The following is a 22,836-nucleotide window of genomic DNA, read 5'->3' on the forward strand; positions in this document are numbered from 1 at the left end:
GAACAGGATCCCCACCGGCTTTGCGCAGCGAGGCGAAGTGGAGAGACGACGAACTTCGATTTTGGCCTTGCTCCAATATCAACAAAAACGGCGGCCCGTGGGCCGCCGTTTCCGTTACCGATCGGTGGAAGTCCTACTCGCCGCCGGCGGGAGAGGCTTCAACCTGCTTGTTCGAGATGTCCTCGCCGGTCTCCTGGTCGACCACCTTCATGGAGAGGCGGACCTTTCCGCGGTCGTCGACGCCCAGGACCTTGACCTTGACCTGATCGCCTTCCTTGATGACGTCCGTCACCTTGGCGACGCGGCGCGGCGCCAGCTCCGAGATGTGCACGAGGCCGTCGCGCGCACCGAGGAAGTTCACGAAGGCGCCGAACTCGACGGTCTTCACGACCTTGCCGGTGTAGATCACGCCGACTTCCGGCTCGGCCACGATGCCCTTGATCCAGTCGATGGCGCGCTGGCCGGCCTTGGCATCCACCGCCGCGACCTTGATCGTGCCGTCGTCCTCGATGTCGATCTTGGTGCCGGTCTGCTCGGTGATCTCGCGGATCACCTTGCCGCCCGTGCCGATCACTTCGCGGATCTTGTCCTTGGGGATCGTGAACTGCGTGATGCGCGGCGCGGTCGATGCAACGCCCTCACGCGCGCCGCCCAGACCCTTGGCCATCTCGCCCAGGATGTGGATGCGGCCGTCCTTCGCCTGGCCTAGAGCGACCTTCATGATCTCCTCGGTGATCGAAGTGATCTTGATGTCCATCTGCAGCGAGGTGATGCCGCGCTCCGTGCCGGCCACCTTGAAGTCCATGTCGCCGAGATGATCCTCGTCGCCCAGGATGTCCGACAGGACGGCGTAGCGGTCGCCTTCCTTGATCAGGCCCATGGCGATGCCCGCCACCGGACGCTCCATCGGCACGCCGGCGTCCATCAGCGCCAGCGAACCGCCGCAGACCGAGGCCATCGAGGAGGAGCCGTTCGACTCGGTGATCTCCGACACGATCCGGATCGTGTACGGGAACTTGTCCTTCGACGGCAGCATCGGGCGCAGCGCGCGCCAGGCGAGCTTGCCGTGGCCGATCTCGCGGCGGCCGGGCGAGCCCATGCGGCGCACTTCACCCACCGAGTAGGGAGGGAAGTTGTAGTGCAGCATGAAGTGCTCGCGGTATTCACCCTCGAGCGCATCGATGATCTGCTCGTCCTGGCCGGTGCCCAGCGTGGTCACGACCAGCGCCTGGGTCTCGCCGCGGGTGAACAGCGAGGAGCCGTGGGCGCGCGGCAGGATGCCGACTTCGGCCACGATCGGACGGACGGTCTTGGTGTCGCGGCCATCGATGCGCTTGCCGGTGTCGAGGATGGCGTTGCGCACGACGTCGGCCTCGAGGTTGCCGAACTGCTCGCCGAACGCGGCCAGGGCGGCCTCGTCGCCTTCGAACAGCTTCTTCGCCTCGGACTTCACCTCGCCGATCTTGGCCTGGCGGGCCTGCTTCTGGGTCTCGGCGAACGCCTCGACCAGCTTGCCGCGCATGTCGGCCTTGAGCTTGTCCGCCACGGTCTTCGACGCTTCCGACGGATCGGTGAGCGGCAGCGGCTCCTTGGCGCAGTGCTCGGCGAGCTGGATGATCGCGTCGATCACCGGCTGGAACGAGCGATGGGCCTCCATGACGGCGCCCAGCATGACGTCCTCGGAAAGCTCCTTGGCTTCCGATTCGACCATCAGCACGCCTTCCTTGGTGCCGGCGACGACGAGATCGAGCACGCTGGTCTCCATCTGCGCCCGGGTCGGGTTCACGATGTAGTTGCCGTCGGCATAGCCGACGCGCGCCGCGCCGATCGGGCCCATGAAGGGCACCCCCGAGATCGTGAGTGCCGCCGACGTGGCGACCATCGCCAGGATGTCGGGATCGTTCTCGAGATCGTGGGCCAGCGTCGTGACGACGACCAGCGTCTCGTTGCGATAGCTCTCATGGAACAGCGGGCGGATCGGGCGATCGATCAGGCGCGAGGTCAGGATCTCCTTCTCGCTCGGACGGCCCTCACGCTTGAAGAAGCCGCCGGGGATCTTGCCCGCGGCAAAGGCCTTCTCCTGGTAGTTCACGGTCAGCGGGAAGAAGTCGAGGCCGGGCTTCGGCTTCTTCTCGAACACGACGGCGGCGAGCACGGTGGTGCCGCCGTAGGTCGCCATTACGGCGCCGTCGGCCTGGCGCGCGATCTTGCCGGTCTCGAGCACGAGCTTGCGCCCGGCCCACTCGACTTCCTTGCGAAAGACTTCAAACATCTCATTCATCCTTTCCGTCACGGTCGCCTGCCCCCGTTTGGCTGCGACCGCCCATCGGCGCCCTTGCGCCGACAGGACCGGGCCAGGCGTTTGCTCTCGCCCCTGCCTTCCCGGTTACTGCGATGTCGCGTCAGACGGCCGAACTCACGGGGACCGACGACGCGACGCGAAAAGGCCCCGTCCCTCACTTTTTTTGATGAGGGGACGGGGCCGTTGGATCAGCGACGCAGACCCAGACGCTCGATCAAGGTCTCGTAACGCTTGCTGTCACGCGACTTGAGGTAGTCGAGCAGCCGGCGGCGCTGGCCGACGAGCTTCAGCAGACCACGGCGCGAATGATGGTCCTTCGCGTGGCCCTTGAAGTGCTCGGTGAGGTTGGAAATACGCTCGCTGAGGATCGCGACCTGGACTTCCGGCGAACCCGTGTCGCCTTCGGCCTGGGCATACGACTTGATCAGCTCCGCCTTACGGTCGGCTGTAATCGACATCGGTCATCTCCTGAAAACTAAAGGTTGAACACGCGCACCGGCTGGAGAGCGGCGCCGTCCGAACGGACCAGCGCCACGAGCCTGCTGCCGACTTCGGCGCGAACAAGAGCGCCGGACGGCGGTGCGTCCCGGGTCAAGAGCACCGGCTGGCCATGGCGCAACCGGTCCGCTTGGGCTTCCGTCAGGGCCAGCGCCGGGATGTCGTCCAGCGCGGTCGCAACGGGAGCCAGGGCCCCGAAGAGCGCGGGAATATGCCCGAGGGCCTCCAGTTTGGGAAGCGAAATGGACCCTTCTTCGCGGAAGGGTCCCACAACCGTCCGGCGCAATGCCGACAGGTGTCCGACGGTCCCGAGCGCCAGCGCCAGATCGCGCCCGAGGGACCGGATATAGGTGCCTTTGCCGCACTGGACCACGAAATCCGCGTGGTCCACATCCGGTCGACCGACCATCTCCAGCCGCTCGATCAGGACCCGGCGCGACTTCAGTTCGACTGATTCCCCGGCTCGGGCGAGATCATAGGCCCGCTGGCCGTCGATTTTCAGCGCCGAGAAGGCCGGCGGCCGCTGCTCGATCTCACCCAGGAACGCCGGGAGCGCGGTCTGGATGGCGACATCCGTCGGCCGGACGTCGCTGGTCGCCGTCACGTCGCCCTCGGCATCCTCGGTCGAGCGGGCTTCGCCGAACCGCAGGGTGAACCGGTACTCCTTCCGGGCATCCATGATGAAGGGCACGGTCTTGGTCGCCTCGCCGAGCGCGATCGGCAGGATTCCGCTGGCCAGCGGATCGAGCGTGCCGCCGTGCCCCGCCTTCTGCGCACCGAACAGCCGGCGCACGCGGCTCACGGCCGGCGTCGAGCCCAGCCCGACCGGCTTGTCGAGCACGATCCACCCGTCGACCTTCTCGCCTTTCTTCCGACGGCTCATTGGAGCGCGCCACTCCAGTGGCGCTTCTTCGACGGCCCCTCCGAGCGCCACTGGAGTGGCGCGCTCCTCTGATTCTTGAATTCCATCGCGCCCGTTTAAGCCGACAAGACGTTGCGCGCCAGCCGTCGCTTCAGGCAGGCTGCAAACATGACACTTGGGCTGCAGTCGGATCGGATCCGGCAGACGATACTTTTCGGACTGTTCTTCCTCTCGGGAGCCGCCGCCCTCATCTACCAGACCGCCTGGCACCGGCTCCTCGGCTTGTTTGCCGGCGCCGATACGATCGCGGCCGCGCTGGTCGTCGGGGCTTTCCTGCTGGGTCTCGGCATCGGCAGCCTCGCCGCCGGCTTCTATGCCGACCGCCTGTCGCGCCGGGCCGCCCTGATCGCCTTTGCGATCTGTGAAGTCGGCATCGCGGTCTTCGCCGTGCTCAGCCCGTGGCTCTACTACGACGTGATCTATCGCGAGTTGCTGCCGCTCGCGGAATCGCGTGGCGTGATCTTCGCCATCGTCTTCGCGGGGTTGCTGTGGCCGACCTTCCTGATGGGCTGCTCGCTGCCGTTCCTCTCCAAGGCGATCGTCAGCCAGATCTCGGGCTCGGCGCAGCTCATCGGCTGGCTCTACGGTCTCAACACGCTGGGCGCGGGCGTCGGCGCCTTCTTCGGCGGCTGGTACCTGATCGGAACGGTGGGCTTCGACAAGGCGGTCTACCTCGGCGCCCTGATCAATCTCGTCGTGGCGGGGGGCGGCCTCCTGCTGGCGCGCGGCCTCGACCTGGAAGCTCCAGGACCGACGAAGAAGACGGCGACGCCCGAGACGGCGGACGGAATCGTGTGGCGCTGGTCGGTGCTGGTCTTCATCAGCGGCTTCCTGATCGTCGCGCTGCAGATCGTCTGGTACCGGCTGATCGGCGTGCTGCTGCAATCCAACGGTTACAGCTTCCCGCTGGTGCTGACGGTGTTCCTGCTGGGCGATGCGGCGGGGTTGATGGTCGGCGCGCGCGTCATCGACCGCATCGCCGACCCAAGGCGCTTCTTCTTCCTGATGCAGGGCATCGCGACGGCGCTGGCGCTGGCCGGCGCCTGGTTCGTCTATCTCGGCATCGGCGCGGGACTCCTGCCCGCCACCTTCGTCGACCGCGACATCATGGGGCCGAACACGGCCGACCCGGCGTTGATCGTGCTGCTGCTCGCCATCGTCGTGCTGCCGGCCTCGTTCATCATGGGTTTCTCGTTCCCGGTGGTGCAGAAAGCCGTGCAGCGCGACCTCGACCGGCTGGGCAGCCGGGTGGGCCTGGTGCAGCTCGCCAACATCGTCGGCAACAGCATGGGCAGCCTGGTGGCCGGCCTGCTGCTGCTCGACCTCGCGGGCACGGCCGGCACGCTGAAGCTGCTGGTCGCCATCGGCCTCGCCTTCGCGGTGCTGCAGTTCGCGGGACCCCGCGCCACACGCTGGGCCTGGCTGCCGGCCGGAGTGCTGGTGGCGGGGTTGCTGTTCTTTCCGGGGGGCGAGGCCTTCTGGCGTCGCCTGCACGGGCTGACCACCGAGAAGGCGATCGTGGCCGAGGACAAGACCGGCCTCAGCCTGCTCAAGATGTCGGGCAACGATGACGGCCGCCTGTACATCCAGGGCCATTCGCAGAGCCGCCTGCCCTTCGACACCGTCCATGCCTATCTCGGCGCCATCGGCCCGCTGACCCACGAGGCACCCCGGCGCGTGCTGGTGATCGGCTCCGGCACCGGCGGCACGCCCTATGCCGCGGGACTCAATCCCGCGACCGACAAGGTGAAGGTGATCGAGATCGTGGCGCCGGTGATCGAGACGCTGAAGACCTACACCGCTGCCGGCGGCAAGTCGGGTGTCGTCGAGCTCTTGTCGAGCAAGCGCTTCGACGTGACGGTGGCCGACGGCCGCCATTCGCTGGCGCTCGACCCGGTGCGCTACGACGTGATCGAGGCCGATGCGATCTTGCCCAAGACCGCGCTGTCGGGCCTGCTGAACAGCCGCGAGTTCTTCGAGCAGGTGCGGGCAAAGCTGGCGCCCGGTGGCATCTACGTGCAATGGGCGCCGACCGAGCGCTCGGTGGCGACCTTCCGCTCGGTCTTTCCCTACGTCACCATGGTTCATCCGGCGATGCTGGGCAGCGACCGGCCGATTCCCTACAGCCGCGAGAAGATCGCCGCCCTGCTGGCGCAGCCCGACGTGGCCACGCATCTCACGGCGGCGCGGATCGACAAGGCCGAGCTAGCGAAGTGGTTCGAGGACAAGACGATCGAGGTGCTGAACGACGGCAAGACGGTGCCGACGGACTCGCCCAACACCGATTTCTTTCCGCGCGACGAGTATTACCTCAATCGTCGTCCTTGATGTCGCGCGCGACGTCGGGCCGGCGCAGCAACGCGCCGATCTTGTCGGCCTCGTCGAAGGTGCGATCGATGTCGAAGCGGATTTCGGGCGCGCTGCGCAGGCCCGCCTTCTCGCTGACCCGGCCACGGAACCACGGCGCCGCCCGGCGCAGCGCGGCCAGCAGCCGTTCCTTGTCCGCGCCGCCCAGCGGCATGACGTAGGCCGTGGCGTTGCGCAGATCGGGGCTGATGTCGACCGACGTCACGGTGATCGAGGCGTCGCGCAGGTCCGGATCGCGCATGTTGCCGCGCTCCAGCAGCTCGGCCAGCAGATGGCGAATCTCCTCGCCGACCCGGAGCTGACGCTGGCCGGGGGCGCGATGTTCTTTGTCGGACGAGCGACGCCGCGACATGGCGTTACCTCTTTAACTACTCCTCCCCATTCAAATGGGGAGGTGTCGGCGTCTGCGCCGACGGAGGGGTCAAATGCGACGGCGGGACCAAGATCCCTCCGTCGCCTCAGCGGCTTGGTTACAAGCCGCGAGACGGCGCCCCCCCCCCGGCGGCGGGGGAGGGAACTCCATTACAACGTCGGCTGGACCTGCTCGACGTCGAAGCATTCGACGATGTCGCCGACCTTCATGTCTTCGTAGTTCTCGAAGGCCATGCCGCATTCGAAGCCATGCTGCACCTCCTTCACCTCGTCCTTGAAGCGGCGCAGGCTCTTCAGTGTGCCCTCGTGGATCACGATATTGTCGCGCAGCAGGCGAACCTTGTTGCCTCGCGTGACCTTGCCATCGGTGACCATGCAGCCCGCGACGTTGCCGGCCTTGGTGACCTTGAAAACTTCGCGGATCTGCGCGTTGCCGACCAGCGTCTCCTTGTAGGTCGGGTCGAGGAGGCCGACCATCAGGGCCTGCATGTCCTCGGTCACCTTGTAGATGATCGAGTAGTAGCGGATGTCGACCTTGTCGCGCTTGGCGATCTCGCGCGCCTGCGGGTTCGCACGCACGTTGAAGCCGATGATCAGCGCACCCGACGCCTTGGCCAGCGTCATGTCGGCTTCGCTGATGCCGCCGACGCCGCTGTAGACGACACGGGTGATGACCTTCTCCGTGCCGAGGCGCCCCAGCGCACCGGCCAGCGCTTCCGCCGAGCCCTGCACGTCCGCCTTGATCAGCACCGGCAGTTCCTTGGCCGTGCCTTCGCGGATGCCCTTGATCATCTCCTCGAGGGTGCCGCGGCCGCCCGCGGCACGCGCCAGCTCGAGCTGCCGATCGCGACGGGCGCGGAAGTCGGAGATCTCGCGCGCACGGGCTTCGCTCTCGACGACGTGGAATTCGTCGCCCGCCTGCGGCGTGCCGGCAAGACCCAGGACCTCGACCGGGAAGGCCGGACCCGCATGCTCCACGGCCTGGCCGTGATCGTCGACGAGACGGCGCACGCGGCCCCAGACGGAGCCAGCCACCAGGATGTCGCCGACCTTCAGAGTGCCGCGCTGCACCAGCACCGTGGCAACCGAGCCACGGCCCGGATCAAGCTTGGCTTCGATCACGACGCCATCGGCGGCGCGCTCCGGATTGGCCTTGAGTTCGAGAACCTCGGCCTGCAGCAGGATGGCTTCCTCGAGCTTGTCGAGGTTCATCCGCTTGGTCGCCGAGACCTCGATCGACTGGATGTCGCCACCCAGCGCCTCGACCTGGATCTCCTCGCGCAGCAGCTCGTTGTGCACGCGGCTCGCGTCGGCGCCCGGCTTGTCCATCTTGTTGACGGCCACGATGATCGGCACGCCCGCCGCCTTGGCGTGGGCGATCGCTTCCTTGGTCTGCGGCATGACGCCGTCGTCGCCGGCCACCACCAGCACGACGATGTCCGTCACCTTGGCGCCGCGGGCGCGCATGGCAGTGAACGCCTCGTGGCCCGGCGTGTCGAGGAAGGTGATCTTCTGCCCCGAGGGCAACGTCACCTGATAGGCGCCGATATGCTGGGTGATGCCGCCGGCCTCGTGCGCCGCCACGTCGGTGGCGCGCAGCGCGTCGAGCAGCGAGGTCTTGCCGTGATCGACATGGCCCATGATCGTGACCACCGGCGGACGCGGAACCAGCGTCTCGTCGGCATCGGGAACATCGGCAAGTCCGGTCTCGACGTCGCCTTCGGTGACGCGCTTGGAGCGGTGGCCCATCTCCGTCACGACCAGCTCGGCCGTATCGGCATCGATCGCCTGGTTGATGGTGGCCATCACACCCATGCGCATCAGCGTCTTGATGACGTCCGCGCCGCGCTCGGACATGCGCGCCGCGAGATCCTGGACGGTGATCGTCTCGGGAATCGTGACTTCGCGATAGACCTTCTGCTGTGGCTCGCTTCCGAATTGCTGGCGACGCTCGCGCTCCAGGCGGCGGCGCTGCTGCGCCACCGACCGGCTGCGGAAATCGTTCTCGCCGGCGACCGCGCGGCCGACGTCGACCTTGTCGTTGCGGCGCTTCGGCGCCTCGCGACGAGCACCCGTCGGCTGTGCGGGACGCTTGATGACCACGGGCATCCGCGGCGGCGGCCGGTTTGCGGGGGGCGGGGCCGGACGGCGAATCGGCGCGGCCGGGGCCGCCGGGGCGGGAGCCGCGGGCGGCGGTGCCGGGCGGGCGCCGATTTCCTGCGTCTGACGGGCGATCGGCGTTTCCGGCGCAGCCGTCGAGGCCTGGTCGAGGCGCTTCTGGACGAGCGCGTCGGCCTTGCGCTTGGCCTCTTCCTCGGCCTTCTTGCGCGCTTCTTCCTCGGCCAGGCGCTTGCGGTGCTCTTCGTCGGCCTTGGCGCGAGCCTCTTCCTCGATGGCGCGACGGCTCGCTTCCTCAGCGGCGCGCTTGCGCGCGATCTCCGCGTCGCGGTTGGCGTCGACCAAGGCCCGGGCGCGCGCTTCCTTCTCTTCCTCGGTCAGGGTGCGCAGCACGATGCCGCGACCGCCGGAGGTGCCGGGGCGAACAGGCCCCGAGGAACGGCCGGGAGCCGGTCCCGAACTCCGGCTGGGAGCCGAAGCGGGCGCGCCGCTTCCGCCGCTTCGCAGGTTCAGGGTGCGGCCGGCAGGTGCCGACGGAGCGGCAGCAGGCTTCGGCGGCTCGGGAGCCGGCGTGGGCGCCACGGGGGCAGGCGTCGCCGCTGCCGCGGGAGCCGTCCCGGCGCGCTTCACCGGCTTCTTGACCTCGACCGTTACCGCGCGCGTACGCCCGTGCGAAAACTTCTGGCGCACCTGCGTCGCGTCTGCCTTCGACGCCGCGCCCGTGCGCGTGGTCGAGAGGGTCAGCGGCTTGGTCGTCTTGTTCTGTTCGTTCTGTTCCGTCATGTCGGCTGTTGTCCTTGGTCCGCCCCGGCCCGTCAACCGGCGCCGTTCAGCCGGAAGCTGCGCCAGCGCGCCGCTCCGACAGAAATTCGTTCAATGAAGGCCCCGCCCGCATCATCGCGCGCGATCGCCACGTAGACTGCCTGTTCGCGGCCGAAGATTCCGCCCAGCGCGGCCGCATCGCCCAGCCGCTCGAGCGGCAGGCCGGTCGCCCGCAGCTTCTGCAGCCCATCGCCTTCGGCCTCGTCTGCAACGACGAGAAGCCCTGCCTGTCCGCGGCCGATCATCTGCTCGACCTTCACGAAGCCCGCAACCGCACGCCCCGCGCGGCGCGCCCGGCCGAGATCGGCCAGGGCTCTTTCCAGCAGCAGCCGCTCGACCCGGTCCACGAGTTCCGCCGACGCCTTCACCGGCCCACGCGCAGCCCTGGAGAACAGCTTCTTCTCGACCGCCCGTTCGAGCGCCGCGCGCTCGGCTCGCACCCACATGCCGCGCCCCGGCAGCTGCCGCGCCAGATCGGGCACGACCTCACCCTCCGGACCGACGACGAACCGGATCATCTTCTCCGGCGCACCCGCCTCGCCCGTCGCGATGCAGGTGCGCACCGGGCCGGGAAGGGGAGCCGTGAGATGGGGTTCCGTCATGTCGAAGGCAAGAGCGGAGGATGCGATCAAGGGGGCGGTTCTCCCGTCAGGACTTCGCCGCTTCGTCGGCCGGAGCGGCCTCGTCGGCGAACCAGTGCTCGCGCGCCTTCATGATGATGGCGTTGGCGGCGTCGTTATCGATGGTGCTCTCGCCCACGATCTCGCGCAGCTCGTCGGACGCCAGGTCGGCCAGGTCGTCGAGCGTCTTCACGCCCGCCTCGCCCAGCGCCACCACCATCGGCAGGGTCAGGCCCTCGGCATTGACCACGTCCTCGGCGACGCCCAGCGACGCCAGACGCTCGGCCAGCTCGGCGTCGCGCTTCTCGAGATATTCGCGGCCGCGGCGCTGCAGCTCGGTGGCGATCTCCTCGTCGAAACCCTCGACGCCGGCCAGGTCCTCGACCGCGGCCTCGGAAACGTCCTCGACCGTGGCGTAGCCCTCGGCGACCAGCAGGTGTGCGATCACGTCGTCGACATCGAGCGTGGCCTTGAAGAGCTCGGTGCGCTCGCGCGTGTCCTTCTGGCGGCGCTCGCTCTCCTCGGTCTCGGTCATGATGTCGATTTCCCAGCCGGTGAGCTGGGAGGCGAGCTTGACGTTCTGGCCGCGGCGGCCGATCGCCAGGCTCAGCTGGTCGTCGGGAACGACGACCTCGGTCTTGTTCTTCTCCTCGTCCATCAGCACCTTGCTGACCTCGGCGGGCGCCAGCGCGTTGACGATGAAGTTGGCCGTGTCGCTCGACCACGGGATGATGTCGACCTTCTCGCCCTGCAGCTCCTGCACGACGGCCTGGACTCGGCTGCCGCGCATGCCGACGCAGGCGCCGATCGGGTCGATCGAGCTGTCGTGGCTCAGCACCGCGATCTTGGCGCGGCTGCCGGGATCGCGGGCGACCGCCTTGATTTCGATGATGTTGTCGTAGATCTCGGGCACTTCCTGCGTGAACAGCTTGGCCATGAACTGCGGATGGCTGCGCGACAGGAAGATCTGCGGGCCGCGCGGCTCCTCGCGCACGTCGAAGATGTAGGCGCGCACCCGGTCGTTCACGCGCAGGGATTCGCGCGGGATCGTCTCGTCGCGGCGGATCACGCCCTCGGCGCGCTGCAGGTCGACGGTGATGTTGCCGTAGTCGACGCGCTTGACGACGCCCGACACGATCTCGCCGACGCGATCCTTGAATTCCTCGTACTGGCGCTTGCGCTCGCTCTCACGCATGCGCTGCGTGATCACCTGCTTGGCGGTCTGGGCGGCGACGCGGCCGAAGTCGATCGGCGGCAGCTCGTCGGTCAGGAAGTCCCCGACCTGGGCCTCGGGATTGCGGCGCTGGGCGTCGGCCACCGACACCTGCGTGTTCTCGTTCTCGATCACGTCCGAGACCTGCATGTAGCGCAGCAGCTTGATCTCGCCGGTCTTGCGATCGATCTCGGCGCGGATGTCGTGCTCCAGCCCGTACTTGGCGCGGCCGGACTTCTGGATGGCCTGCTCCATCGCCTCGAGCACTTCCTCGCGCTCGATGCCCTTTTCGCGGGCGACCATGTCGGCCACCTGCAGCATTTCGAGGCGCGGGATATCGGCTGTCGTCGCCATGTCTCTTCCCTCTTCCTTAAGCTTTAGCCAGTCCGTTCAGTGGGTCTGCCCGGCCGCCCCCTCGGCGGTCAGGCGGTGTTCTTCGATCAGGCGGTCGGTCAGTTCGAGCTTGGCGCGCGTCACCGCCTCGAGCGGCACCGCTGCTTCCTTGCCGTCGTCGAGGCGCAGCCGCACCAGCCCGTCCTCCAGGCCGAGCAGCGTTCCCTTGAAACGCCGCCGTCCCTCGACCGGAAGCGCGGTCTCGAGGCGGGCGATGTGACCCGCCCAGCGGGCATAATCCTTGGGCCGGGTGAGCGGACGGTCGATGCCGGGCGAGCTCACTTCCAGCGTGTAGGCCTCGGGGATCGGATCCTCGACATCCAGCACGGCCGACACCGCGCGCGACACGGTCGCGCAATCCTCGACGTCCAGCGGCCTTCCGTCGGCGGGCTCGATCATGAGCTGCAGGGTCCCGCCCTTGCTCATGGCGACGCGAACCAACTCGAAGCCCATGCCGACAATCGTCGGGGCAACGATGTCTTCGATTCGACGCAGCAGATCGGTCACGCGGTTGGCACTTCTCGGCAGTTTGGGCGAATTGGAATGGGGCCAAATGAAAAGAGCGGGTTTGCGGCCCACTCTTTTTCTTTGGTTCATCCCGTGAACCCGATGAGGATGCCGCGCATATAGGCTCCTCCCTGCCAACTGGCAAGGGATTCCAGCACCCTCTATGGGGGGACCTGAGCTGCACTCTATATATGGTGGAGATACTCTTAAGCCTCCCCATTCAAATGGGGAGGTGCCCCGAAGGGGCGGAGGGGTCAGGCTTCCTATTCAGTGCTGCATGGATCGTGTCGAGCACCTCTTCGGTGCGGCCCATCACCTCGTTGTTCCAGAAACGCAGCACCCGAAAGCCCGCCGATCTCAGGAACCGGTCCCGGCGCAGGTCGTAATCCAGGTTCTCCGCGTGCTGACTGCCGTCGAGTTCGACGACGACCAGCGCCTCCACACAGGCGAAATCGCAAATATAGAGTCCCACCTGATGCTGCCGCCGGAACTTGAAGCCGGCGAGCTGGCGCCGGCGCAGCCGGCTCCAGAGCAGGCGTTCGGCATCAGTCTGGCTTTTCCGCAGGCTTCTGGCGTATCGGCGCATCCGGGTAATCAGGCGGCCATTTTGGGAGAAAGTATGGCTGGCTACGCTACCCAAAGTGGCAACCCCTCTCTGACCCCTCCGCCCCTCCGGGGCACCTCCCCATTTGAATGGGGAGGAAGGCTTTGGCGACTCTCGTATTCCTCCCCCATTCCGATGGGGACGTGGCGGCGTCATACGCCGACGGAGGGGTCAGCGACGCTGCAGCCGCAGGAAGACCGGCTCGTGGCCGGCGAGCATCTTCTGTTCGTAGCGCGTGCCGGGCCAGTCGGCGGGGCGGGTGCGCCAGTCGGCGGGGCTTTCGGCCAGCCATTCGAAGTCGGCATGGCGGCAGGCATGTTCGACCATCCAGGGCAGGTAGCTCGGATCGTCGGTGGCCAGACGCAGTTCGGCGCCGGGTTTCATCAGCCGCGCCAGCACGTCGAGGTTGGCGCGCTGCACGAAGCGGCGCTTGTGATGGCGCGTCTTGGGCCAGGGGTCGGGGAACAGCACGAAGGCGCGCGACAGCGACCGCGGCGGCAGGGCCTGCATCACGAAGCGGGCGTCGTCGGTGAACAGGCGAATGTTCGACACGCCGGTCCGCTCGATATGCGCCAGGCACTTGGCGACGCCGTTGATGTAGGGCTCGCAGCCGATCAGCCCGACCTTCGGGTGCTGCTCGGCCTGCCAGACGAGATGCTCGCCGGCGCCAAAGCCGACCTCCAGCCAGACGCCGTCCGGCGGCAACGTGCCGCCGAAAAGGCGCGCGAGGTCGATCTTCGCGGCGCTCTCGGCAACCTCGTTGTCGGGCGTGACGATGGGTTCGGCCGGCAGGGCGACTTCGAGGCGAGGCAGCAGCGTGTCGAGCAGCGACTGCTGCCCGGCCCGCAGTTTCTTGCCCCGTCGACGGCCATGCAGCGTGCGTCGGCGGGCTTCTTCCATGATGCTTCCGGGGAGATCCCTACATGATCACGTCGATGAGGTACGGGCCCTTGTGCGCCATGGCGTAGGTGAGCTGCTTGGTGAGCTCATCCAGGTTCGTCGCCTTGCCGCTCGCCACGCCCATGCCCTTCGCCAGGTCGGTGAACTGCAGGGTCGGCCGGTCCAGGGTCAGCATGTCGATGGCGCGCGGGCCGGGGTTGGCGGCGCCGACATCGGCGAGCTGGCTGTAGAGGATGTTGTAGGAGCGGTTCGAGAAGATCATCACGCAGACGTCGAGATTCTCGCGCGCCATCGTCCACAGCGACTGGATCGTGTACATCGCCGAGCCGTCGCCGATCATGCAGATGACCTTGCGGTCGGGGCACGCCACGGCCGCACCGACGGCGACGGGACCGCCGAAGCCGATCGAGCCGCCCATGTTGTTCAGCCAGTCGTGCGGCGGGGCGCCGGCGCTGAACGGGAAGAAACCGCGGCCCGTGGTGACCGACTCGTCGACCACGATGGCGCCTTCCGGCATCGTCGCGCCCAGCGCCTGGCCAAGCCCGTCGAGCGTGAACTTGCCTGTCGGACGTTCCGGCCGGCTCGGCTGCGCGACGCCTTCGGGCTTCACGTTCATCGCGTCGAGTTCCATCGCCAGCGCCTCGAGCGAGCCGATCGGATCGCCTTCGACCGGGCAGAGCGTCGAGATCTCGCAATCGTCCGGCGACAGGACCGACGGCTTGCCGGGATAGGCGAAGAAGGCGAAGGGCGCCTTGGCGCCGCACAGCACCATCTGCTTGGTGCCCTTGAGCTGGGCCAGCGCGTTCTCGACCACGAAGTGCAGGCGCAGTACCGGGATGCGGCCGGCGCCGCGCTCGATGCGCGCCGTGCCGCCGGCTCCCTGCACCTTGCAGCCCGTCTTGGCGGCGATCTTGCCGGCCAGCTCGAGGCCGCGGGCGCGCAGCGCCCGGCCGCCGATGAACAGCATGGCGCCCGGCATCTTGAGCGCCTTGGCGGCGGCCACCACCGTCTCGTTGGAGGGCCTGGCCGGCGCCGGCGCGGCCGGAGTCTCGGCCGGGCCATCGGCTTCGCCCCAGGCGGTGTCGGCCGGCAAAATCAGGGTCGCGATCTGCCCGGGCGCCACGTTGGCGGCCTGGATGGCCAGCGCGCCGTCGCCCGCCACCGTCTTGGACGTCGGCGAGGTCTTCACCCAATGGGAGAACGGACGGGCGATGCCCTCGATGTCGGCGGTGAGCGGCGTGTCGTACTTGATGTGATAGAGCGCGTGCTCGCCCACGATGTTGACGACACCGGAGCCTGCCTTCTTGGCGTTGTGCAGGTTGGCCGCCGCGTTGGCGAGGCCGGGGCCGAGGTGCAGCAGGGTCGAGGCCGGCTTGTCGGTCATGCGGTAATAGCCGTCGGCCGCGCCGCTGCAGACGCCTTCGAACAGGCCGAGCACACAGCGCATGCCCTCGACCCGGTCGAGCGCGCCCACGAAATGCATTTCCGAGGTGCCGGGGTTGGCAAAACAGACCTCGACGCCGCCCTTGACCAAGGTGCGGACCAGACTTTCAGCTCCGTTCATCGACTTCCCCAAACGCGAATGATTCAGAATCGGCGGCACCCTAGGCCACTCGCGCCGTTAACCCAAGGCTCCGGAATGCCCGAATAATTCCGCGGAATGAACGTTCTCTCTTCATTCTCAACGGCTTATTTGCTATATGTGAACCATTATTTGAATTCTTTAGTACGAAAGACTTTTCCATGAGCCATTCGGATCCTTCCGACAGCTCGGCCGACCCGCTTTTCCTCGTCGGCGCCGACCTCGTCGAATTCGACCGCCGCGACCTGCCGATCTATGCCACCCCTGCTTCGCACTGGGCCGAAGCCGGCGTCGATGCCGTTTCCTATGGCGCACCGCTCGACCGCCTGTACGGCGAACCTGGCCAAGTATTCGTCGACGGTGTCGCGGGTGCTGCTGCCGACGTCCTGCCTTCGGTCGGCGAAGATGCCCTGGTCGCCCTCAGCAATCTGTCCGACGGCTTGATGCTGCCTGCGAGCGAAGAGCCCTTCGCAATGCACGAGAGTGCCGCCGTCTATGATTTCGGCGCCGATGCCCACGTCGTCATGCACGTTCAGGACGGCATCACCTGGGACCAGGCGGATGCCGGGTGGTCGTTCGACCACGCCGGCTGATACAGGCTACGCCGCGTCGCCCAGCTCGAGCTGGACGAGGTTCATCCAGTAGGCCGCGCCGGTCGTCAGGATCTGGTCGTTGAAGTCGTAGAGCGGCGAATGCACGTTCTGGCAGCCGCCCTCGCCGGCGCCGCCGTTGCCGATCATGATGTAGGCGCCCGGCTTCTTCTCCAGCATGAAGGCGAAATCCTCGGCGCCGGCGAGCGGTGAGGTGTTCGCCTCGACATGCTCGCGCCCGACCGTCAGCGCCGCAGCCTCCACCGCGACCGACGTTTGCTCGGCGGCATTGACCAGCGCCGGATAGCGCCGGTGATATTTACTGATCGCCTCGCAGCCGCCGGCCTGCGCGATGCCCGACGCGACTTCGGCCAGCCGCCGTTCCAGCAGGTTGCGCACGTCGGCCGAGAAGCTGCGGGCGGTGCCGCGGATCAGCACTTCCGACGGAATGACGTTGGGCGAGCCCGGCGTGCCGGCCGCGATGTGGCCGACGCTCAGCACCGCGGCCTGGCTCGACGGCACGTTGCGGCCGACGATGCCCTGAACCGCGACGATGAATTGCGCCGCCACGAAGGTCGGGTCGGTGCCGCGATCGGGCATGGCGCCGTGGCCGCCGGTGCCCTTGAACACGACTTCCCAGCTGTCGGACGAAGCCAGCATGGCGCCGGTCCGGATGGCGAAGTGGCCGACCGGGAAGCCCGGCATGTTGTGCATGCCGTAGACCACGTCGCAGGGGAACTTCTCGAACAGGCCTTCCTCGATCATCACGCGCGCGCCGCCGAGACCTTCCTCGGCGGGCTGGAAGATGAAGTGCACCGTACCGGCGAAGTCCGGCGCCGCCGCGAGCCGCTGGGCCGCGCCCAGCAGCATCGTCGTGTGTCCGTCATGGCCGCAGGCATGCATCTTGTTCGGGATTGTCGAGGCGTGGTCGAAGTCGTTCTTCTCCTGCAGGTGCAACGCATCCATGTCGGCGCGCAGCCCGATCGTCTTCTGGCCCGGCCGGTTGCCCTTCAGGGTGCCGACGACGCCGGTCGTGGCGAGGCCGCGATGCACCTTGATGCCCCACGAGGTGAGCTTGTCGGCCACGATCTGGGCGGTCCGCTCCTCCTCGAAGGCGGTTTCGGGATGGCGGTGGATGTCACGACGGATGGCGGTGAGATCGGCCAGATCGTCGGCGAGAAGTTCGGGTGTGTAACGGGTCATGAGCGGAGACTAGCGTCGGCAGTCGTAAAAGGAAACGCGACGCCGGTTGCCCGACGCCCGTCGTCCTGCAAAGTTTGCTGCTCCTTCATCCTGGGTGAACGGTCATGACAGAGTCCGCCGGCGCAAGACCCCGCCTCTATCAGACGCCGTCCTCCTACTATTCGATGATCGCGCGCCTCGCGCTCGCCGAAGGCGGCATCGCCTACGAGCGCGTCTTCGTCGACATCCATTACCGGCTGAGCCAGCAGCAGCCGGACTATGTGCGGATCAATCCGGGCATGACCGTGCCGACGCTGGTGCTGGCCGATCGCGTTCTCGTCCAGAGCCGTGACATCGCCGAATATGCGCTCGGCGCCGCAAGCGACCCAGAGACGAAGGACTGGGTCGACCTTCACTATGGGTATCCGATCGAGGAACTGACTTTCGGCGGGATTCTCGCCCGCAATCCCCTCGCCCGGATCATGATCCCGAAGCGGCTGGAAGCGGCCCGCCGCCAGCTGCTGGCGCATGCCGCCCACAATCCCGATCTCGCTTCCGTCTACGAAGCCCGTGCCGCGGTCTTTGCCGGCCGGATAAAGGCTTTCGAACCGGACGCCGTCGTCGCGCTTTCGAAGCGGCGCCGCACTGAGGCCATCGGGTTCATGGACCGGCTCGAGCAAACGCTGCGCGACGGCCGCCCGGTGCTTGTCCCGCCCGCCTACGGCGTTGCGGATGTCGTCTGGACCGTGTTCCTCGGGCGCATGGAATTCGCCGGTCTCGGCGACGAGATTCCGCGGCGCCCGGCGCTTGCGCGCTACTGGCGCGCCATGCAGGCACGTCCCGGCTTTTCCGCTGCGGATATATGGACGAAGTTTCATATCGGACGCCTGATCGGCGGGATCCTGGGCATCGGCAGGGGCTGAGGGCTCCGCCGGAAGGGGTGGCGTCCCTAGGCGCCTCGCGCTAAACCCCGGCCGCCATGATCCTTTTCCCCGCGATCGACCTCAAGGACGGCAAGTGCGTGCGCCTTCTCCGCGGCGACATGCAGCGTGCCACCGTGTTCAACGACAGTCCGGCCGCCCAGGCCAAGGCCTTCGCCAATGCCGGCTGCGAATGGCTGCATCTGGTCGACCTCAACGGCGCCGTCGAGGGCCATCCGGTCAACCGCGCGGCGGTCGAGAGCATCCTGAAGGATGTCGAGGTGCCGACCCAGCTGGGCGGCGGCATCCGCACCATCGAGAGCATCTCGCAGTGGTTCGACGCCGGCGTGCAGCGGATCATCCTGGGCACCATCGCCGTCAAGGAGCCGGGTCTGGTGAAGGCCGCCTGCAAGCAGTGGCCGGGGCGGATCGCCGTCGGCATCGATGCCCGCGACGGCATCGTCGCGGTCGACGGCTGGACGAAGCAGAGCACTGTGCGCGCGCTCGACCTCGCGCTGCGGTTCGAGGATGCCGGCGTCTCGGCCATCATCTACACCGACATCGACCGCGACGGCGCCATGGGCGGCGTCAATGTCGACGCCACGGTCACCCTCGCCCAGCATCTCACGACCCCGGTCATCGCGTCGGGCGGCGTCAGTTCGCTCGACGATCTGCGCGAGCTCAAGCCCACCGAGGAATTCGGCATCGTCGGCGCCATCGTCGGCCGCGCGCTTTATGACGGTCGCGTGACGGTGCCGGACGCGATCCGCATCCTGAAAGGCGAGTAGCGGCACCATGCTGAAGGTTCGCATCATCCCCTGCCTCGACGTGAAGGACGGAAGGGTCGTGAAGGGCGTACAGTTCGTCGGCCTGCGCGACGCCGGCGACCCGGTCGAGCAGGCGCGCATCTACGATGCCGCTGGCGCCGACGAGCTCACCTTCCTCGACATCACGGCCAGCCACGAGAACCGCGACACCATCCTGGACGTCGTCGGCCGCACGGCGGAGCAATGCTTCATGCCGCTCACCGTGGGCGGCGGCGTGCGCCAGATCGAGGATATCCGCCGCCTGCTGCTGGCCGGCGCCGACAAGGTCTCGATCAACTCGGCCGCCGTGGCGCGGCCGGAATTCGTGCGCGAGGCGGCGGAGAAATACGGCGACCAGTGCATCGTCGTCGCGATCGACGCGCGCAGCAGCGGTCCCGGCAAATGGGAAGTCTTCACCCATGGCGGCCGCAAGGGCACCGGCCTCGACGCCATCGACTGGGCGCGCCGCATGACGGAGTCGGGCGCGGGCGAGATCCTGCTCACCTCGATGGATCGCGATGGCACGAAGTCGGGCTTCGATCTCGAACTGACTCGCGCGGTGTCGGATGCCGTGCCGGTACCGGTCGTGGCGTCGGGCGGCGTCGGCACGCTCGATCACCTGGTCGATGGCGTCACGAAGGGCGGCGCTTCGGCGGTGCTCGCCGCCTCGATCTTCCACTTCGGCGAATTCACCATCGCGCAGGCGAAGGAACATCTCGCGCGCGCCGGCGTTCCGGTACGACAAATCTCGCGCGCGGCATGATTTTGGCGTAGAATCATCACGGCGCCCGTCCAAGAGGCGTAGTGAAGTTTTCGATCGCCCGCCCGAAGGGCGGCGGCGGAGTTCCCCTCGGATGGCGAAGAAGAAAAAAGCCAAGAAGGCACAGAGGCCGAGCATCGTCACGATCGACGAGCACGTGCTGGATCGCCTGTATCTCGTGATCGACAGCCGCAAGGGCGCCGACCCGGAAACCTCCTACACCGCCCGCCTGTTCAGCCGCGGTCGCCAGCAGATCGCCAAGAAGCTGGGCGAGGAAGCGGTCGAGGCGCTGATCGAGGGCATCCAGGGCGACAAGCCCAAGTTGGTCGCCGAGAGCGCCGACATGCTCTACCACCTGCTCACCCTGTGGGCCGCCGTCGGCGTGAAGCCCAAGTCGGTGTGGGACGAACTCGCCCGCCGCGAAGGCCTGTCCGGCATCGCCGAGAAGGCGTCACGCAAGCGGTAGCAACGGCCAAAGTTGGGTTGAGTTGGTCGCAATCTGTCGTCCTGAGCGAAGCGAAGGACCTGGCGGAACGACCGAAGTACTCCGTAGCTGGCGTTAGATCCTTCGCTTCGCTCCAGAGCGGGCGGTTACCCCGCTCGCGATGACAAGAGGCGGTAATTCCACTGTTTCCCGCTCAATGAGGCGGCATCGGGATGAAGATGGGCGGCGTGCGGGTCGACTTGCTGCGCGCCTTGATGTCCTCGTCGTTGGCGCCGTGCGGCTTCAGGTACACATAGTAGGGCGTGCGGCGCTCCACGACGTCGTTGCCCGGCTGGGCCTTCTCGCTGACCAGCAGGTCCGACTGGATGCGCACGTGCATGTAGCCGGGGATCAGCTCGGCCCAGTTCTGGACGTCGGGCGTGAAGATGACGTCGAAGGTGTAGCCGTCCACCAGCTTCACGACCCCCCAGCTCACGCCCTCGGCCGGCCGTGACGGCACCTGCTGCCAGACCATGCCGGCCTGTACGTAGACCACGACGGCGTTCAGCATGACGTAGAGCGGGCCCTTCGGGCTGACGTTCTGCAGGAAGAGCGTCATGCGGTAGGATTTGCCGTCGGGTTCGTAGGAAATCCCCTTCAGCTCGACATAGAGCGAGCGCGTCGCGGTGTTCTCGAGCAGCAGCCGCGCCTGGCGTGCCTCGCGCAACGCACGCGCCTGGTACAGGCCGACGCCGGCATCGATCGCGAAGCCCGTCAGCAGCAGCATGACCAGCCCGACCAGCACCGGCGAGCGCCAGAGATCGAAGCGGCGCCCGAGCTTCACGGCGATATTGGCCGGCGCCTCGACCTTGCGCGGCGCGGCCTCGCGCAGCTCGTTCAGCAGGCCGCCCTGTGCCTGCGGAGTCTCGACCGGGGTCGCCGCGCCCAGACGCCGGCGCAGCACGCGCACTTCGGACTGCGCGGCACCGAGCTGACGGCGCAGGTCGGCGATCAGTGCATCCTTGTCCTGCGGGGGCGCTTGATCGCTCATGGCACGATCATGCCGTGGGCGATGTGCACGATCTGCTCGGCCTGTTCGGCCAGCGCCAGATTGTGCGTGACCAGGACCAGGGTCGTGCCGCGCTCGCGGTTGACCGCCAGCAGCTCGTCCATGATCTCGATCTCGGTCTGCTCGTCGAGGTCCGAGGTCGGCTCGTCGGCCAGGATCAGCGCCGGCTCGTTGATCAGGGCGCGGGCGATCACTGCCCGACGCTGCTCGCCGGCCGAGACCTCCGACGGATAGGCGTCGAGATGCTCGCCCAGCCCCATCTGGCCGAGCAGCGCTGTCGCCCGGGCATAGGTCGCGGACGATCTGCCGCCGCCGCCCAGCATCGCTGGCAGGGCGACATTGTCGACCAGTCGCAGGGTCGGCAGCAGGCTGGCGAACTGGAAGACGTAGCCGATGCGCTTGTTGCGGAACGCCGCCAGCGCGTTCTCGGACAGGCTCCAGATGTCGGTGCCGTCGACGGTCACCTGGCCCTGCGAGGGCCGGCTGAGACCGCCGATCATCGCCATCAGGGACGACTTGCCCGAGCCCGACCGCCCGATGATCGCGGCGTAGCGGCCGGCCGCGATCTCGAGGTCGATGCCCGCGACCGCCGCCACCGCGCCGCGTTCGGTGACATAGTCCTTGCGCAGGCCACGGCAGCTGAGCATCGCCTAGCCCTCGCCGCGCACGAGATCGTAGGGATCGCGCCGGCTGGCGCGCCAGGCGGGATAGAGCGAACCGAGGGCTCCGATGATCGAAGCCATCACGACCGCCGCCGCTGCGACGACCACGATGCGCGGCCCGTCGAGCCAGACGAAGGGCACGCCGATATTCTCGAGGTAGTAGACCAGCGAGCGCTCGTAGAGGCGCATCACCAGGACGCCCAGCGCCACGCCGAGCAGGCCGCCCGCGCCGGTGGCGATGACCGCCTCGGTGACCATCATGCCCACGATCTGGCCGCGCCGCGCACCGATCGCCTTCAGCAGCCCGAGCTCGCCGCGCCGCTCCGTGACGATCGCCGAGAACAGGACGCTCACCATGAGGGCGGTGCTGGCGAACATCAGCACCATCAGGGCGAGGATGCCGTTCAGCAGCGCGGCCAGCCCCTGGCGGATGCCGCTCATCGTCGAATCGCCGGTCACGACCTTGACCCCCTTCAGGGTCGAGAGGATGGCGAAGCGCGCCTGCAGCGGCGTGGCGCCCGGCGCCAGTTCGACGAGGAAGCCGCTCACCTTGCCCTTCTGGAGAACCGCGGGTGGACCGCTGGGTCCGTGGACCGAGCCGGCCAGCGCTTCGAGCGTGTCGAACGTCATGAAGACGCCGCGCTCGTGCGTGCCCACGCCGGTCTTGCCCAACCGTCCGTAGACCGTATGCGGCTTGCCGAAGATCAGCAGCTCCGAACCCAGCACCGTATCGCGGGCAGCGCCCAGGATGACATCGCCTGCGCGCATGTCCCGATTGAGCTTCTCCACCAGCCACGGCCGCACCGTGAAGTCGATGGCGGGATCGAAGCCGATGAGATCGACCGAATCGTGATGGCTGCCGATGCCCGAATGCTCGACCCGCGCGATCTTCTGCGGCGCGGCGCGGCTCACGCTGGCGATGCCCGCCCTGGCGAACAGGTCCTGGTCGAGCACCAGATCGGTCGGCTCCACGGTGAGCAGCGCTGCGGTGATGTTGGTGAGCGCGCCTTCGGGCACCGCCATCATGTCGGCGCCCAGCCGCGTGAAGCCCACCGCCATGCTGCTGTCGATGCTGCGCATCAGGGTCGCGCCGGTGAACACGACCCCGCTGGCCACGGCGACGGCCATGATCAGCAGGAGGCTGCGCGCCTTGCGGCGTCCGAGATTCTGCAGCGCCAGGCTGGCGAGCAGCCTCAAAGCGTG

Annotated in this window: 21 protein-coding genes; 6 read left to right on the top strand and 15 right to left on the bottom strand. The window is 67.5% G+C overall.

What is annotated here, in order from left to right; all coding sequences use genetic code 11:
- Positions 1–133 precede the first annotated feature (133 nt).
- The 3 genes from pnp to truB all read right to left on the bottom strand — a co-directional run bounded on the left by pnp (position 134) and on the right by truB (position 3,683).
- On the bottom strand, positions 134–2,272 hold the full coding sequence (gene pnp / locus EPO41_RS12525) for a polyribonucleotide nucleotidyltransferase (RefSeq protein WP_296325460.1): 2,139 nt from the start codon (positions 2,270–2,272) through the stop codon (positions 134–136).
- A gap of 218 nt (positions 2,273–2,490) precedes the next feature.
- Entirely contained in the window at positions 2,491–2,760 is a 270-nt protein-coding gene (gene rpsO / locus EPO41_RS12530; RefSeq protein WP_295144842.1) for a 30S ribosomal protein S15, read from the bottom strand.
- Between the two features lie 17 nt (positions 2,761–2,777).
- Positions 2,778–3,683, bottom strand: a complete 906-nt coding sequence (truB, locus tag EPO41_RS12535; RefSeq protein WP_296325463.1) for a tRNA pseudouridine(55) synthase TruB — start codon at positions 3,681–3,683, stop codon at positions 2,778–2,780.
- Positions 3,684–3,830: 147 nt separating this feature from the next.
- On the opposite strand from truB, the gene EPO41_RS12540 reads away from it, so the two are divergent.
- Positions 3,831–6,050 (top strand): hypothetical protein, encoded by a 2,220-nt coding sequence (locus EPO41_RS12540; protein WP_296325466.1) that lies wholly within the window; start codon positions 3,831–3,833, stop codon positions 6,048–6,050.
- Here the strand turns inward: EPO41_RS12540 and rbfA are convergent.
- The 8 genes from rbfA to EPO41_RS12580 form a co-directional block, all read right to left on the bottom strand.
- A complete protein-coding gene (rbfA, locus tag EPO41_RS12545; protein WP_296325469.1) occupies positions 6,034–6,441 on the bottom strand; it encodes a 30S ribosome-binding factor RbfA in 408 nt (135 codons plus the stop codon). The genes EPO41_RS12540 and rbfA overlap by 17 nt on opposite strands.
- A 170-nt stretch (positions 6,442–6,611) precedes the next feature.
- Entirely contained in the window at positions 6,612–9,362 is a 2,751-nt protein-coding gene (infB, locus tag EPO41_RS12550; protein ID WP_296325471.1) for a translation initiation factor IF-2, read from the bottom strand.
- A 32-nt stretch (positions 9,363–9,394) separates the two neighbouring features.
- The gene (locus EPO41_RS12555; protein ID WP_296325476.1) at positions 9,395–10,033 is read right to left on the bottom strand and encodes an RNA-binding protein; all 639 of its coding nucleotides are present in this window, start codon (positions 10,031–10,033) and stop codon (positions 9,395–9,397) included.
- Positions 10,034–10,049: 16 nt separating this feature from the next.
- Positions 10,050–11,588 carry a transcription termination factor NusA gene (gene nusA / locus EPO41_RS12560; RefSeq protein WP_296325479.1) on the bottom strand — a complete coding sequence of 513 codons (1,539 nt, stop codon included), beginning with the start codon at positions 11,586–11,588 and terminating at the stop codon, positions 10,050–10,052.
- 36 nt (positions 11,589–11,624) lie between these two features.
- The gene (gene rimP, locus EPO41_RS12565; RefSeq protein ID WP_296325482.1) at positions 11,625–12,134 is read right to left on the bottom strand and encodes a ribosome maturation factor RimP; all 510 of its coding nucleotides are present in this window, start codon (positions 12,132–12,134) and stop codon (positions 11,625–11,627) included.
- Positions 12,135–12,354: 220 nt separating this feature from the next.
- A complete protein-coding gene (locus tag EPO41_RS12570) occupies positions 12,355–12,720 on the bottom strand; it encodes a DUF559 domain-containing protein (protein WP_296325485.1) in 366 nt (121 codons plus the stop codon).
- Between the two features lie 189 nt (positions 12,721–12,909).
- On the bottom strand, positions 12,910–13,638 hold the full coding sequence (gene trmB / locus EPO41_RS12575; protein ID WP_296325488.1) for a tRNA (guanosine(46)-N7)-methyltransferase TrmB: 729 nt from the start codon (positions 13,636–13,638) through the stop codon (positions 12,910–12,912).
- Positions 13,639–13,657: 19 nt separating this feature from the next.
- On the bottom strand, positions 13,658–15,202 hold the full coding sequence (locus EPO41_RS12580; protein WP_296325490.1) for an acetolactate synthase large subunit: 1,545 nt from the start codon (positions 15,200–15,202) through the stop codon (positions 13,658–13,660).
- A gap of 179 nt (positions 15,203–15,381) precedes the next feature.
- On the opposite strand from EPO41_RS12580, the gene EPO41_RS12585 reads away from it, so the two are divergent.
- The gene (locus EPO41_RS12585; protein WP_296325492.1) at positions 15,382–15,813 is read left to right on the top strand and encodes a hypothetical protein; all 432 of its coding nucleotides are present in this window, start codon (positions 15,382–15,384) and stop codon (positions 15,811–15,813) included.
- Positions 15,814–15,819: 6 nt separating this feature from the next.
- Here EPO41_RS12585 and EPO41_RS12590 read toward each other — a convergent pair whose 3' ends face one another.
- On the bottom strand, positions 15,820–17,013 hold the full coding sequence (locus EPO41_RS12590; RefSeq protein ID WP_296325495.1) for a M20 aminoacylase family protein: 1,194 nt from the start codon (positions 17,011–17,013) through the stop codon (positions 15,820–15,822).
- 104 nt (positions 17,014–17,117) lie between these two features.
- Here EPO41_RS12590 and EPO41_RS12595 point away from each other — a divergent pair, with 104 nt between their 5' ends.
- The 4 genes from EPO41_RS12595 (at position 17,118) to EPO41_RS12610 (ending at position 19,944) form a co-directional block, all read left to right on the top strand.
- The gene (locus EPO41_RS12595; protein ID WP_296325498.1) at positions 17,118–17,915 is read left to right on the top strand and encodes a glutathione S-transferase family protein; all 798 of its coding nucleotides are present in this window, start codon (positions 17,118–17,120) and stop codon (positions 17,913–17,915) included.
- 56 nt (positions 17,916–17,971) lie between these two features.
- The gene (hisA, locus tag EPO41_RS12600; RefSeq protein WP_296325500.1) at positions 17,972–18,700 is read left to right on the top strand and encodes a 1-(5-phosphoribosyl)-5-[(5-phosphoribosylamino)methylideneamino]imidazole-4-carboxamide isomerase; all 729 of its coding nucleotides are present in this window, start codon (positions 17,972–17,974) and stop codon (positions 18,698–18,700) included.
- 7 nt (positions 18,701–18,707) lie between these two features.
- Entirely contained in the window at positions 18,708–19,481 is a 774-nt protein-coding gene (gene hisF, locus EPO41_RS12605) for an imidazole glycerol phosphate synthase subunit HisF (RefSeq protein WP_296325502.1), read from the top strand.
- Between the two features lie 91 nt (positions 19,482–19,572).
- Positions 19,573–19,944: a phosphoribosyl-ATP diphosphatase gene (locus tag EPO41_RS12610; RefSeq protein WP_296325504.1), complete on the top strand. Its 372-nt coding sequence runs from the start codon at positions 19,573–19,575 to the stop codon at positions 19,942–19,944.
- A 172-nt stretch (positions 19,945–20,116) separates the two neighbouring features.
- Here EPO41_RS12610 and EPO41_RS12615 read toward each other — a convergent pair whose 3' ends face one another.
- The 3 genes from EPO41_RS12615 to EPO41_RS12625 are packed head-to-tail and all read right to left on the bottom strand — an operon-like array spanning position 20,117 to position 22,830.
- Positions 20,117–20,953 carry a hypothetical protein gene (locus EPO41_RS12615; RefSeq protein ID WP_296325506.1) on the bottom strand — a complete coding sequence of 279 codons (837 nt, stop codon included), beginning with the start codon at positions 20,951–20,953 and terminating at the stop codon, positions 20,117–20,119.
- Positions 20,950–21,618, bottom strand: coding sequence for an ABC transporter ATP-binding protein (locus EPO41_RS12620; protein WP_296325508.1), 669 nt, complete (start codon positions 21,616–21,618; stop codon positions 20,950–20,952). The genes EPO41_RS12615 and EPO41_RS12620 overlap by 4 nt, the downstream gene beginning before the upstream one ends.
- Before the next feature lie 3 nt (positions 21,619–21,621).
- Complete coding sequence (locus EPO41_RS12625; RefSeq protein WP_296325511.1) at positions 21,622–22,830, bottom strand: ABC transporter permease; 1,209 nt, start codon at positions 22,828–22,830, stop codon at positions 21,622–21,624.
- Positions 22,831–22,836 lie beyond the last annotated feature (6 nt).

The organism is Reyranella sp., assembly GCF_004297265.1.
Taxonomy (GTDB): Bacteria; Pseudomonadota; Alphaproteobacteria; order Reyranellales; family Reyranellaceae; genus Reyranella.

Excerpts from the sequence above, each read along its gene's own strand:
- EPO41_RS12570 (WP_296325485.1), bottom strand. The coding sequence starts at position 12,720 with ATGCGCCGATACGCCAGAAGCCTGCGGAAAAGCCAGACTGATGCCGAA.
- hisF (WP_296325502.1), top strand. The coding sequence starts at position 18,708 with ATGCTGAAGGTTCGCATCATCCCCTGCCTCGACGTGAAGGACGGAAGG.
- EPO41_RS12615 (WP_296325506.1), bottom strand. The coding sequence starts at position 20,953 with ATGAGCGATCAAGCGCCCCCGCAGGACAAGGATGCACTGATCGCCGAC.
- EPO41_RS12590 (WP_296325495.1), bottom strand. The coding sequence starts at position 17,013 with ATGACCCGTTACACACCCGAACTTCTCGCCGACGATCTGGCCGATCTC.
- truB (WP_296325463.1), bottom strand. The coding sequence starts at position 3,683 with ATGAGCCGTCGGAAGAAAGGCGAGAAGGTCGACGGGTGGATCGTGCTC.
- EPO41_RS12595 (WP_296325498.1), top strand. The coding sequence starts at position 17,118 with ATGACAGAGTCCGCCGGCGCAAGACCCCGCCTCTATCAGACGCCGTCC.
- rbfA (WP_296325469.1), bottom strand. The coding sequence starts at position 6,441 with ATGTCGCGGCGTCGCTCGTCCGACAAAGAACATCGCGCCCCCGGCCAG.
- EPO41_RS12540 (WP_296325466.1), top strand. The coding sequence starts at position 3,831 with ATGACACTTGGGCTGCAGTCGGATCGGATCCGGCAGACGATACTTTTC.
- infB (WP_296325471.1), bottom strand. The coding sequence starts at position 9,362 with ATGACGGAACAGAACGAACAGAACAAGACGACCAAGCCGCTGACCCTC.
- pnp (WP_296325460.1), bottom strand. The coding sequence starts at position 2,272 with ATGTTTGAAGTCTTTCGCAAGGAAGTCGAGTGGGCCGGGCGCAAGCTC.
- EPO41_RS12610 (WP_296325504.1), top strand. The coding sequence starts at position 19,573 with ATGGCGAAGAAGAAAAAAGCCAAGAAGGCACAGAGGCCGAGCATCGTC.
- nusA (WP_296325479.1), bottom strand. The coding sequence starts at position 11,588 with ATGGCGACGACAGCCGATATCCCGCGCCTCGAAATGCTGCAGGTGGCC.
- rpsO (WP_295144842.1), bottom strand. The coding sequence starts at position 2,760 with ATGTCGATTACAGCCGACCGTAAGGCGGAGCTGATCAAGTCGTATGCC.
- EPO41_RS12620 (WP_296325508.1), bottom strand. The coding sequence starts at position 21,618 with ATGCTCAGCTGCCGTGGCCTGCGCAAGGACTATGTCACCGAACGCGGC.
- hisA (WP_296325500.1), top strand. The coding sequence starts at position 17,972 with ATGATCCTTTTCCCCGCGATCGACCTCAAGGACGGCAAGTGCGTGCGC.
- EPO41_RS12585 (WP_296325492.1), top strand. The coding sequence starts at position 15,382 with ATGAGCCATTCGGATCCTTCCGACAGCTCGGCCGACCCGCTTTTCCTC.
- EPO41_RS12580 (WP_296325490.1), bottom strand. The coding sequence starts at position 15,202 with ATGAACGGAGCTGAAAGTCTGGTCCGCACCTTGGTCAAGGGCGGCGTC.
- trmB (WP_296325488.1), bottom strand. The coding sequence starts at position 13,638 with ATGGAAGAAGCCCGCCGACGCACGCTGCATGGCCGTCGACGGGGCAAG.